Origin of the sequence: Agromyces italicus DSM 16388, assembly GCF_000421545.1 — a bacterium.
Lineage (GTDB): Bacteria > Actinomycetota > Actinomycetes > Actinomycetales > Microbacteriaceae > Agromyces > Agromyces italicus.
Window position 1 is genome coordinate 23674 of sequence record NZ_ATXF01000005.1, and the last position, 12589, is coordinate 36262.

Here is a 12589-nt window from a genome sequence, read left to right on the forward strand (position 1 = left end):
GGTTGCAATAATGCCGCGTTCTTACGTAACCTTCTTTCATATCTGAAGGGACGCAATGCTCGACAACTCTCCACTGCACCTCCGACGGGGCGGGACCTCCCTCGTCGTCGAACTTCCTTCCCGGGGTGCACCCACCGTACGGTACTGGGGCCCCGACCTCGGCCCGCTGACACACGACGACGTGACGGCACTCATCAGTACGAACGCACCACAGCATCGGGTCGGCGACGTCGACGAACCCGTCGCGGTCACGCTGGTGCCCCTCGCGTCACAGGGATGGACGGGAACGCCGGGGCTGGAGGGGCATGGGCGGGCGTCGGCTTTCTCTCCCGCATTCGCAACGGTTCGGGTCGAGGAAACCCGACGGCTGACTGATGACCGCACGGGAGAGACTGGCCAAGCCGGTTCGGCGCACGGCATTACCCTCGAGTGCCTCGACACCGAGGCGGGCCTCCGCCTGACGATCGAGTTGGAGCTCACCGTATCCGGCCTGGTGCGCGAGCGGCTGACACTGCGCAACATCGCCGACAACGCCTACCTGCTCGGATCACTTCGCGCGACCCTCCCGCTCGAGGACCGTATGACGGAGATCCTCGACCTCTCGGGGCGGTGGATGCGTGAGCGGATCCCGCAGCGCCACGTACTCACGACCGGTCGATACGTTCGCGAGAGCCGCAAGGGACGACCCGGAGCCGACGCCTCGCTGATGCTCGTCGCGGGCGTGCCCGGGTTCGGGTTCGAACGGGGCGAAGTACGCGCGGTCCACGTCGCCTGGAGCGGCAATCACGAGCTGGCCGTCGAGCAGACCATCCTCGGGGGCGCCGTCTTGAGCGGCGCCGAACTCCTCCTCCCAGGCGAAGTGATCCTCGAACCTGGCGACGAGTACCGCTCTCCCTGGATCTACGCAGCCCACGGCGACGGCCTCGACGAGCTGGCAGCACGGTTCCACGACCAGGTGCGATCGCAGCAGCGCGCGCGTTCGAATCCGCGCCCCGTGGTCATGAACGTCTGGGAGGCCGTGTACTTCGACCACCAGATGGACAAGCTCATCCAGCTCGCGGATCTCGGTGCCGAGGTCGGGGCCGAGCTCTTCATGCTGGACGACGGATGGTTCCTCGGCCGGCGCGACGACCGACGCGCGCTCGGCGACTGGTACATCGATCCGGATGTCTGGCCCGAGGGATTCGACCCGATCATCCGCCACGTCCGGTCGCGTGGGATGGGCTTCGGCATCTGGGTCGAGCCCGAGATGGTCAGCGTCGAGTCGCGACTCGCCACGGAGCATCCGGAGTGGATCCTGCGACCGGGCGAGCGATTCCCGCCCGTCGGCAAGTGGCAGCACGTGCTCGACTTCTCGAACCCCGAGGTCTACGACTACATCCTGGGGCGCCTCGACTGGCTACTCGGCTCGCACGACATCGACTACCTGAAGTGGGATCACAACCGGGACGTACTCGAGCCCGGCCGCGACGGTCGCGCCGTGCTCCGCGAGCACACGCTCGCCGTCTACCGGCTGATCGACGAACTGCGCCGACGCCACCCGAACGTCGAGATCGAGAACTGCGCGTCCGGCGGCGCCAGGATCGACCTCGAGATCCTCGCCCGTACGGAACGCACCTGGACGAGCGATTGCGCCGACCCGATCGAGCGCGCGATCACGCAGCAGTACACCAACCTCCTCATGCCCATCGAGATGAGCGGCAACGACATCGCGACGACGCACTCCCACACCACGGGACGGCACTCAACAATCGACCTTCGCGGTGGCGTCGCGCTCCTCGGATATCTCGGCATCCAGTGGGACCTCACCCGCGCCACGGCCAAGGAGCGGGTTGAACTCGCGGCCTGGATCACCCTCTACAAGCGCTATCGCGACACGCTGCACTCGGGGCGGGCGGTCAACCTTGACCACCCTGACCCCTCGCTGCTCGTCCGCGGGGTGGTCGCCCGCGATGGGTCGGAGGCAGTGTTCACCCTTGCGCAGCTGACCTCCGGGCTCGCCCCATCGTCCGGTCGCGTGCGACTGCCCGGGCTCGACCCCGAGTCGACGTACCGAGTCGATGTCGTCACCCCGGATCGTCCACTGCGCACGCGTGCCTACACGCCGATGCCCTGGGTCGCCGAGGGCACCACGCTGCCCGGCCGCGTTCTGGCCAGGTATGGGCTCGAGGCACCCGTGATGGACCCCGAGCAGGTGCTGGTGATCGCGCTCAGCCGCGTGTGACGGGCGCCAGCTCGGCGAACAGCCGTTCCTCCGCACGGTCGAGCGCCGTGCGGAGGGACCCGAGCGCGACCGCCTCATCCCCGAGCGAAGAGCACACGACCTCTGGTGCGAACGGCGTCTCAGCTCTGATGCGTTCGCGGACGGGAGCGGCGATGCCCTCGCCCGCGGCCGAGACGCCGCCGCCGATGACGAGGAGTTCGGGGTCCATGGCGATCACCATCGGCAGGAGACCCGCCACGAGTTCGTCAGCGAGGGCGTCGACGCGAGACCGGGCGTCCTCGTCGCCGCGGGCCGCCGCTTCGAACACTGCCGGAGCGCCCGACTGCGACTGATCGCCGTCGAGCTGCAGAAGGTCGGTGTACTGCTCACGCCACGGCGTCGCGCGCCAGAGACCGATCTGGATGGCCGCGCCGTGATGGCCGTAATGGGGTCGGCCGCCGATGAGTGCGGCGGCGCCGAGCCGGCGTCCGACGTGAACGTAGACGACGCCGGTCGCCAGCGTCGCAGCACCTCGCCAGTGCTCGGCGAGGGCGGCCATCGGCATGTCACTGGCGCCCTCGGTACGAAACGGGTACCGCTCGGCCACCCATCGTGCGGGGTTACTTCCGAGCCAGCCGGGGATCGCGCGCCCCCAGACGACCTGGCCTTCGCGATCGATAGTCCCGGGCGTCGCGATGACGGCGTCGGTCACTGCCTCGATCGGCGCGCCAAGCGCGGCCAGGGCCTCGTCGATCGCGCCCCCGAGGGCCTCGAGCCTCTGATCGGGGTCGAGTTCGGGCGAGACGTCGATCCTCGAGCGGGCGACGACCGTGCCGTCGAGGTCGCTGATGAGCACCATCGCCTTGGCCGCGCCGATGTCGGCGCCGAGGACGTACCCGGCCCCTGGCCGAAACTCGAACGCCTGCGCAGGGCGGCCGATGACCGTCTCGTCGCGGTGGTTCTCGGTGGCGGCCACCCATCCACTGGCAACGAGGTCGTCGACCGCCTGCTTCGTCGTCGGGCGGGAGAGCTGGGCCTGCTGCGCCAACTCGGAGATCGTGTGCACGCCACCGGAATGGAGTACCCGGAGGACGGATTGGAGATTGAGACGACGAAGAGCCGACGGGTCTCCGGTCCGACCGTTCATCTGATCGCTCATCTCCTGTGGGGGCCGTCGAATCTGCCGCGCGTACGCCGGGCGTAATCCACTCAACTTACCGAACCTCCGTGGGGCGGTGTGCGTCATCATTTCGTCCCGTCGTTTGCGCCGGGCAGGACAATCCTATATACATAAGAAGGGTGCTTTAGTAAGTCGCATTCAGCTGCAACGTGATTCCATCGATACCCGGGGAAACTTCGTTGCACCATCACAGCCAGCCGTTCCCCCACGAATCGAGGAAGATCCCGTGTTCAAGAAAACGATCGCAGCGGTCGGCGCCGGTGTCGCCGCCGTCGCCCTGCTCGCCGGCTGCACCGCCGGCGCCGGTTCGGAAGGAACGGATGCGTCAGGCGACGTCACCTTGACCTTCCTGACGTTCGAGACGCCGAATCTCGACGCGGCCTACTGGGACGAGACGATCGAGCGCACCAATGCCATCGTTCCCGGCGTCAAGATCGAGCGCCTCGTGGCGCCGAACAACGACCGCGACGCGTACGCCCGCCAGCTCGACTCCACGGGTGAGCTGCCTGACATCATGGTCGCCGTGAACCCCACCGGGCTCGCCGAGGCCGGCAAGCTCGCCGAGTTCTCCGAGGACGAGCTCGAGAACTGGATCGACCCGACCTCGAACAGCTTCGACGGCACGATCTACCAGCTGCCGACGAACACGCAGACGATCCCGAACATGTACTACAGCAAGGCGGCCTTCGAGAAGGCCGGCGTCGCCGAGGTCCCCCAGACCTGGGATGAGCTGCTCGCCGCGTCGGAGAAGGTCAAGGCCGCAGGCATCACGCCCATCGTCGTCAACGGCGGCGGCGCCGACACGTGGGCGAACATCTATGCACTCGACGGATTGATCGGCACCGAGGTCTACGCGAAGAACCCCGACTTCCTCGCCCAGCTCGCCTCGGGCGACACCGACTTCTCGGACCCCGACTTCGTGACCGCGGTGACGAAGTTCAAGGAGCTCATCGACAAGGGCTACGTCAGCCCGACCACGCTGTCCAAGACCTATGCCGAGGGCCAGGAGGCCTTCCTCGCGGGTGATGGCGCGATGTACCCGATGGGCTCGTGGTTCAGCGTGGCACCCGACGAGGCGGCACAGGAGGACCTCGGCGTGTTCGCCTGGCCCTCGGACGACGGTTCGCTCATCATGCCGACCTACACCGGCGGCGGCCTCTCGGTGAGCTCGAGCGCCCCCGACGTCGACAAGGCCAAGGAGTGGGCGCTCGCCTGGTCGCAGGTGCAGGAGAACAATGCCGGAGGCGTCCTGAACGACGGCCTGTTCGTCGCGCTCAAGGACTTCACCGTGCCGGAGGGCACCACGAAGCTCTACGACGAGTCGCTCGCGCTCTACAACGACGCCGTCGAGAACGGCACGGTCGTGACGGTCTTCGGCAACGAAGGCGGAATCCCCTCGCTTCCGAGCGGTTTCAACGCCGAGGTCAACGCCGCCATCACAGACCTGGTCAACGGACAGACCGACGTGGACGGATTCATCGACCAGCTCAACCAGAAGTACACCGAACTGACGCAATGACGAACGACTCGCCGCCGGCCCTTGGTCGGCGGCGAGCCACGTCATGGCGCGAAGGCGCGCCGGAGAGGAATGGACCGTGTCCATCTCGAGCACCACCCGCGTGGCCCCCACACGCGAGCGCGATGAGCATCGCGCGACACCCCGGTCGAACGGGGTGATCCGCCGCGGCCTGCGTCGCTGGCAGGAGGCCGGCACGTTCGCCGTATTCGTCCTGCCCTCACTGGCCGTCTTCACCGCGATCGTGTTCGTTCCGATCGTCTGGACGCTGGCCATCGGCTTCACCGACGAACGAGCCACACGCCCCGAGACATCATTCATCGGATTCGACAACTTCGTCTTCCTGCTCACGAACCCGTCGTTCCTGCAGGCGCTCGGCAACACCCTGCTCATCACGGCCATCGTGGTGATCTTCACGAACGCGCTCGGCCTCGCGATCGCCCTCATGCTGCACAAGTCGGGATGGCTCTACAACCTGCTGCGCAGCGTGTTCTTCACGCCCGTCATCCTTTCGGCGGTCATCGTCTCCGTCATCTGGCGCTCGATCCTCGTCGACGACGGGCTGCTCAACACGACGCTTCGCTCGATCGGCGTGACCGATCCCCCCGGATGGCTCTCCGACCCGGCCATCGCGATCTACAGCCTCTCCTCGATCATGGTCTGGCAGATGCTCGGCTTCGCGGTCGTCGTGTATCTCGCCGGGCTCGCGGGTATCCCCACCGAACTCGAAGAAGCCGCCTCGATCGACGGCGCCGGGCCGTTAGCTCGATTCCGCGCGATCACCTGGCCGCTGCTCGCCCCCTCGCTGACGATCACCACCGTCATGCTCATGATCAGCTCGTTCAAGGTGTACGACCAGGTCGCCGTCCTCACCAACGGCGGTCCCGGCTCCGGCAGCACCGCCACCATCGCGTTCGAGGTCATCCAGACGGCCTTCGTCGAGCAACGTACCGGCATGGCCTCCGCGATGGCCGGCATCATGCTGATCATCGTGGCGGCAGCCAACCTCATCGTCCTCCGAGTCCTGCAGCGTCGAGAGGTCACCCACTGATGCACCGATTCACCTGGATCCGCCCGATCCTCGCCGTCGTGGTCGCGGGATTCTTCTTCCTCCCGCTGTACATCGCGATCGTCAACGTGTTCAAGCCGAGCTCCGAGGTGATCGCCTCGCCGCTCGCGCTCCCTCTGCAGCCGACGCTCGACAACATCATCGGCGTCGCGACCCGGCCCGACGGGCTCTTCTGGTCGGGCCTCGCGAATTCCATCCAGCTCACCGGCGTCTCGATGGTGATCACGACGCTCCTCGCGGCGATGTGCGCCCACTACCTCGTGCGGTCCGAGAAGGCCTGGGGGCGTGTGCTGCTCGGCATCATGCTGCTCGGACTCATGATCCCGCCCGCGGTCATCATGGTGCCGATCACCCGCATCCTCCGCGAGATCGGCCTCATGGCCACTGTGCCCGGCGCAATCCTCGTGAACGTCGGCTACTACCTCCCGTTCGCCGTGTTCGTCTTCATGGGCTTCGTCCGCTCGATCCCGCGGGATCTCGAAGAGGCGGCCTGGGTCGACGGCGCCGGCAAGTTCCGCACCTTCTGGCAGATCGTGTTCCCGCTGCTGCGGCCGGCATCCGCATCCGTGCTGATCTTCCTCGGCGTCTGGATCTGGAACGACTTCCTCACTCCGCTCCTCGTGCTCGGCCCGGGCGCCGGCAACACCGTGACCGTCGGCATCTACCGGTCGATCGGAACGTACCTCAGGGACTACGGCGCGGTCTTCGCGTTCATGTTCCTGGCCACGATCCCGGTACTGATCTTCTACCTGCTCTTCCAAAAGCACTTCGTGCGCGGCCTCACGGGCGGCGCGACGAAGGGGTGACGACACGGCGGGAAGCTCGATCGGTCGTGCTTCCCGCCGCCGCCATTCGCCGCGCCTCAGCCCTTCGCCTGGCGGCGATAGGCGGAAGGACTCGTGCCGTGCACCTTCGCGAACTGACGCGAGAAGAACGCCGCGTCGGGATACCCCACGGCGACTCCGACCTCGCTGATCGGCAGGTCGCCGCCATCGAGCAACTGACGTGCCTGCTGCATACGGAGGGACAGATGGAAGCGACCGACCGGCATGCCGACCGCCGCCTTGAACAGCACCTGGAAATGCGAGGGGCTGAGGTTGGCCAGCGCCGCGAGTTCTGCGACGGTGACCGTGTCCGCCAGTCGCCGCCGGAGCATCGCCACTGCCTGCTCGATGACCTCCTGCGACGAGGCGGATGCCGCGGCATCCGCCAGCGAGGTCAGCAAGTGCCAGGCCGCTCCCGACGCCCGTCGGAGGTTCGCCGGTCCGAGCCCGCGATCGAGCACCTCAAGAGCCTCCGTGATGAGCGCGGTCGCCTCGATGAGCCGGTTCGCACGGCGCACCGACCATGCGAGGCTGCCGTCGTCGGCCAAGAGCTCGTCGACATCGCTGCCCGCCACGTGCAGCCACCAGATGCTCCACGGATCGGCGTCGTGCGCGCCGTATCGGTGCGGGACGCCGGCCGGCAGAATCGCGAACTCCCCGGCGAGCACCTCTCGGCGACCCCGGGCGGTCTCCACCCACCCGCGTCCCTCAGCGCAGACCAGCACGACGGCACGATCGGTGCCGTCGGGTCTCTCCCGCTCATGACCGGCGGCACGTGGGAACACGCCGACGTCGGTGACCAGCAGCCGCCTCGTCACGGGTGCGCGCCGGGCATCGGCCACGGTGGACGCCGGCAGGACGACGAGCCGTTGTCCGAAGAATCCCTCCGTTGGCACGGGCACGCCTCCTTGGCTGCGGTGATCAGTGATTCGTCGCATCTGACGACCCTCGTGCCAACGCTAGTGGGTCCTTCCGCCATTCAAGATCGCCGGATCATCCAACCAGGGCCCCGTCGCCGATTCCGGGCCGCGCACTCCGCTGCAAATGGACGGAGCGCCGCATGGCGGTGAGGACGATCGAGTCCGGTGACCCCGACATCGGACTCCACCGCTTCGAATTCGCGGCCTACGACGTCACGTTCGCCCCCTCGCTCGGTGGCCGCATGCTGTCACTGCGACATGGCGGGCACGAATTCCTCTGGCGGAACCCCCGCCTCTTCGACGCCGACCTGCGGGTCCTCTCACCTCGCCGGACGTGGCCGCCGCTCGACGGCTCGATGGGATCGTGGCCGAACCCCGGCGGCTCGAAGACCTGGCCGGCACCTCAGGGCTGGGATGATGATGACGCCTGGGCGGGCCCGCCCGATCCTGTGCTCGACACCGGGGCGTACTCGTTCGCCGTCGAGGATCGCGAACACAGCATCGCCGTCGAGATGGCGAGCGCCGCTGACCCGCGGACGGGACTGCGCATCACGCGCGCATTCGACCTGTCCAGGGTCGGACACCGGTTCGACCAGCGCATCACGCTCGAGAACACGTCCGGTCGCACCATCACCTGGGCGCCGTGGGAGGTCGCGCAGGTCGCCTCCGGCGCGGAACTCGGCATCGCCGGGTGCGGGGTCGTGATCCCCCTCGATCCGCCGGCACCGCCGGTCGACCTAGGCTCATACGACGGCGTCCTCGAACTCCCGCCCAACTCATCCGAGATCCTCCTGCCCATCCAGCCTGTGATCGCGAAGCTCGGATGGCGAACAGCGGCCGGAACCATCGGGTATCGCTTCGCGCATGGCGGGAGCCTGTCGCTGAACTTCGACCCGGCGCCCGCTCTCCCACGACCCGACGACGGATGCCGCGTGGAGGTCTGGATGCAGTACCCCGCCGCCGCTCCGATCGAGAGCCTCGGGGCCATGCAGCCGTCGGACTGGCTCGTGGAGCTCGAGGTGATGGGGCCGTCGGTCACGCTGCAGCCCGGAGCTTCTTCGACTTGGTCCATCGGCTGGGAGATGGCCTGATCGCGATCGGCCTGAGGTTCCCGTCAGGCGGCGAGACGTCGGATTTCTCGGAGGTTGGGCCCGGCGTCGTGGCGCCACAGCCGTGAGCTAGTCGGACCTGTGCGAGAGTTCGCCCTCGATTTCATCGGATCTTTCCCTTCCTCTTGACCCATCCTCATCTCCCGACATAGGGTCGCCGAGGGTATTAAAGAACAACCTTCCATAACTCTGGCCAACGAAGGTCGGGGCGCGCGCTCGCGTCGCGATCCTCGTCATCGGCCGCCGGTTCCGACAACGGAGGACACATGAGACGCACCCATCGACGACGGCCAGGCAGGGCGGTGCTCGCGGCCGCGACGGCCGCTCTGATCGCCGTCACCTCGGCCGCGATCACCGGCCCCGTGGCGGCGAACGCCGCGATCGACCCGATCCTCGACCAGCGGCTTCCCGCATACAACGAGATCTGGACCACGAAGAGCACCGGGGTCACCGGCTCGATGCCGATCGGCAACGGAATCCAGGCGGCCAACGTCTGGGTCGAGGGCAGCACGCTGAAGCTGCTGCTCTCGGCGGGCGACGCCTGGGACGAGAACGTCCGGCTCGCCAAGCTCGGCCGGCTCGACATCACGTTCAGCCCGAACCCCTTCGCCACTGGGGCCTTCCGCCAGGAGCTGAAGCTCGAGGAGGGCGAGATCGTGATCACCTCCGGCAGCGACCCGGTGATCACCACTCGTGTGTGGGCCGATGCGAACGAGAAGGCGCTGCACGTCGAGAGCGACGCTCCGGCCGCGTTCACGATGCAGGTCGACTTCGCCAGCGCAAGACCGGCCACCGTGACGAATCCGTCGCGCAACAATTTCAACTTCATGGACCTGGTCGACACCGAGTCGCCGTACACGGCAGCGCCGATCCCGCCGAAGGTGACCGCGGACACCGTCTACGAGCGCACGGACAAGCTGCTCTGGGCGCACCGAAACGACACGTCGCACTTCGACCAGATCATGGAACTCCAGGGCCTCGACCCCGCCGAGTTCGACGATCCGCTTACCGGGCGCACGTTCGGCGGCCTCGTGCAGGGCCCGGGGTTCACGACCATCTCCCCGACCCGTCTGGTCTCGTCGGCGGCGACGTCGCAGCGCCTCGACATCAACGTGGAGTCGAGCATCGACCTGGAGGCCAACTGGCTCGACACCTGGGAGAACGGCATCGAGGCGGCCGCGGCCGCGCTTGCGGACACGCCGATCGCTACGTTGCGCGCTGCGCACCAGGAGTACTGGGCGGACTTCTGGAACCGGTCGTACATCTTCGCTACGGGCGATGCCGATGCCGATCGCGTCACCAAGGGCTGGCTGCACACCCGCTACACCGAGGCGATCGCCGGACGCACGCCGAACATGCCCATCCGCTTCAACGGCTCGCTCTTCACGCCAGGGACGTCGACCGATGCCGACGCCCGCCTGTGGAACAGCTACCACGGCTTCAATCAGCGTTTCGCCTACTGGAGCATGCTCCCGTCGGGTGACTTCGACCTCATGCAGCCCTACTTCGACCAGTACGCCTCCTCGCTCGACCTCGCGAAGAAGCGCGTGGAGGTCTTCTGGGGCGACGGCGCCACCGAGGACGGCGGCATCGAACTGCCGCCGTCGGAGGGCGCCATGTGGCCAGAGGTCATGGGTCTCTGGGGTCACGCCGTCGGCGGCGAGTACGGATGGAACCGCGCGGGCAAGCCGGCCAACTGGTTCTCGGGGACGTGGACGCGCTACCTCTACGCGAACAACGTCGAACTCGCCTCGATGATGCTCGACTACTACACCTACACGGGCGACACGGACTTCGCGACGTCGAAGCTGCTGCCCGTCGCCAGCGAAGTCGTCAAGTTCTACGACACTCACTGGAACCTCTCGAACGGGAAGATCGACATGTACCCGATGTACTCGGGTGAAGGCGATCGGATGCTGCACAACCCGATGGCCGACACCGCCGGTCTGCACAACACGATCGACGGCCTGCTCGCCCTGCCCACGTCGCTGACGACGCAGGTCGACCGGGACTACTGGACTGCCGTGAAGGGACGCCTGCCCAACCTGCCGATCGGCTCGTCAACGACCGACAACGACACGAACTACGGTCCGAACGACCGGATGAAGACGGCCGCGAGCGTGTTCCTCGGCAGCGACACCAACAACCAGAACCTGTGGCCGATTTTCCCTCTCCGGATGTTCGGCAACGGACAGCCCGACCTCGACCTCGCAGTGGCCTCGTACAACGATCGTCGGGGCAAGTACCCGACGAACGGCACTCAGGACTGGCGTCACGATGCCACGCACGCCGCCTACCTCGGGCTCACGGACGAAGCTCGATACCAGACGGTGGAGGCCTTCCGGAACGGCGCCTGGCGCTACACCGGCTTCGGTCCGGGCGCCGGTGACGGCGAGCCCGGGAACGAGCCGCGCTCGATCGGCAAGATCGCGCTCCAGGCCATGCTGCTGCACCCCGGCGCCGGCGACGACGCAATCCTGTTCAACGCGTGGCCGGGCAACTGGGACGTCAGGTTCAAGCTGCACACCACCAACGGCCGCATCGTGGAGGGGTCCCGTGTCGCAGGCGTCGTCGACTACGGCGTCTCCCCCGGCGTGGGAACCATCACGGTGCGCCCGATCGAGGTCGCTGTGACGACGAGCTACACGTGGACGGCACAGCCGAGCTCGACCGCACTCGCCGGAGACGTGAACGGCGACGGCAAGGGCGACATCGTCGCCTGGCAGGGCGCGGACGGGTACATCTTCCCTCGCGTCGGCGACGGCACCGGTACTGCGTTCACCCACACGGAACCGACGGTCTGGGCCGCACCGGGCACGCGGTTCGGTGGCGACTTCAACGGCGACGGGAAGCTCGACGTCGGCGCGTGGTCGGGCTCCGGGGCTGGGAACTGGAAGATTCGCTATGGAACGGGCACCACGTTCAGCGGTGAGACGCCGTACTCATGGGCGGCTCAGGCCGGATCGAGCCTCGTGACCGGCGACTTCAACGCCGACGGTAAGACGGACCTCGGTGTCTGGCAGACGGATGGGCACTTCTACATCCGGTACGGGGTCGGCGACGGCACCTTCGGCAATCAGACCCATCAGTCGATCGCGCATCCGGGAGCCTCGTCGAAGATCACCGCGGGCGATTACGACGGAGACGGCGACGCCGACCTCGCGTACTCGACGGGGAGCGGCTGGGCGGTCCGCCTCGGGAACGGCACCGGCGGCTTCGCCGCGGCCTCCTCGACGATCAGCCCACCCGGGAGCGGCAGCCCGGTCTCGGCAGACATCGACGCCGACGGCAAGGACGACCTCGTCGTTTGGACCTCATCGAACGGCAAGTGGGTCACCCGGTACGACATGGCGGCGAGCGCCCCGGCGGTCGCGCCCACGGCCGACGTGACGGCGACGAGCAAGTGCATCGCCGGCAAGGTGGCGCTCAGCGTGCTCGCTCGCAACACCGCTGAGGTCCCCGCGGCCGTCGAGATGACGACGGAGCACGGCGACAAGTCCTTCGCCTCCGTCGCTCCCAGAAAGAACGCGACCCACGCGTTCACGGTGCGCGCGGCCGAACTCCCGGGCGGCCAGGTGCAGATCGTGACCTCGGCCGAGGTGGACGGCGAAGCCGTCACCAACACGATCACCGTGCCGTACGCGGCACGCTCGTGCGGCTGATCGGCGGCTGACGGCGCCACCGTCACGTCGAACAGTCATGCAGTGCGAACGGCTCCGGTCACTCAACCGGAGCCGTTTCGCATGCTCGGCCTGAGATCCTCGTTTC

Annotated in this window: 8 protein-coding genes; 6 read left to right on the top strand and 2 right to left on the bottom strand. The window is 67.4% G+C overall.

All coding sequences use genetic code 11. The features are described from left to right. The first annotated feature begins 55 nt into the window (after positions 1 to 55). Positions 56 to 2224, top strand: coding sequence for an alpha-galactosidase (locus H516_RS0104440; RefSeq protein ID WP_022888512.1), 2169 nt, complete (start codon positions 56 to 58; stop codon positions 2222 to 2224). Here H516_RS0104440 and H516_RS0104445 read toward each other — a convergent pair. Then, complete coding sequence (locus H516_RS0104445; protein ID WP_169513498.1) at positions 2211 to 3269, bottom strand: ROK family protein; 1059 nt, start codon at positions 3267 to 3269, stop codon at positions 2211 to 2213. The two genes, H516_RS0104440 and H516_RS0104445, sit on opposite strands and share 14 nt — an antisense overlap. A 340-nt stretch (positions 3270 to 3609) precedes the next feature. Between H516_RS0104445 and H516_RS0104450 the strand changes: the two genes are divergently transcribed. From H516_RS0104450 to H516_RS0104460, 3 genes are all read left to right on the top strand, one after another. Beyond that, positions 3610 to 4902 (top strand): ABC transporter substrate-binding protein, encoded by a 1293-nt coding sequence (locus H516_RS0104450; RefSeq protein WP_022888514.1) that lies wholly within the window; start codon positions 3610 to 3612, stop codon positions 4900 to 4902. A 76-nt stretch (positions 4903 to 4978) separates the two neighbouring features. Next, complete coding sequence (locus H516_RS0104455) at positions 4979 to 5950, top strand: carbohydrate ABC transporter permease (protein WP_211217069.1); 972 nt, start codon at positions 4979 to 4981, stop codon at positions 5948 to 5950. After that, complete coding sequence (locus tag H516_RS0104460; RefSeq protein ID WP_022888516.1) at positions 5950 to 6774, top strand: carbohydrate ABC transporter permease; 825 nt, start codon at positions 5950 to 5952, stop codon at positions 6772 to 6774. The genes H516_RS0104455 and H516_RS0104460 overlap by 1 nt, the downstream gene beginning before the upstream one ends. A gap of 56 nt (positions 6775 to 6830) precedes the next feature. Here H516_RS0104460 and H516_RS0104465 read toward each other — a convergent pair whose 3' ends face one another. Then, entirely contained in the window at positions 6831 to 7688 is an 858-nt protein-coding gene (locus tag H516_RS0104465) for an AraC family transcriptional regulator (RefSeq protein ID WP_026378422.1), read from the bottom strand. A gap of 164 nt (positions 7689 to 7852) precedes the next feature. Between H516_RS0104465 and H516_RS18280 the strand changes: the two genes are divergently transcribed. Together H516_RS18280 and H516_RS0104475 are read left to right on the top strand one after the other, a co-directional pair. After that, positions 7853 to 8803: a hypothetical protein gene (locus H516_RS18280; protein WP_022888518.1), complete on the top strand. Its 951-nt coding sequence runs from the start codon at positions 7853 to 7855 to the stop codon at positions 8801 to 8803. A gap of 284 nt (positions 8804 to 9087) precedes the next feature. After that, positions 9088 to 12483, top strand: coding sequence for a DUF5703 domain-containing protein (locus H516_RS0104475; protein WP_084620338.1), 3396 nt, complete (start codon positions 9088 to 9090; stop codon positions 12481 to 12483). Positions 12484 to 12589 lie beyond the last annotated feature (106 nt).

What these genes read in the sequence shown, in the direction of transcription:
- H516_RS0104475 (WP_084620338.1), top strand. Translation starts at nt 9,088, where the DNA reads ATGAGACGCACCCATCGACGACGGCCAGGCAGGGCGGTGCTCGCGGCC.
- H516_RS0104460 (WP_022888516.1), top strand. Translation starts at nt 5,950, where the DNA reads ATGCACCGATTCACCTGGATCCGCCCGATCCTCGCCGTCGTGGTCGCG.
- H516_RS0104440 (WP_022888512.1), top strand. Translation starts at nt 56, where the DNA reads ATGCTCGACAACTCTCCACTGCACCTCCGACGGGGCGGGACCTCCCTC.
- H516_RS18280 (WP_022888518.1), top strand. Translation starts at nt 7,853, where the DNA reads ATGGCGGTGAGGACGATCGAGTCCGGTGACCCCGACATCGGACTCCAC.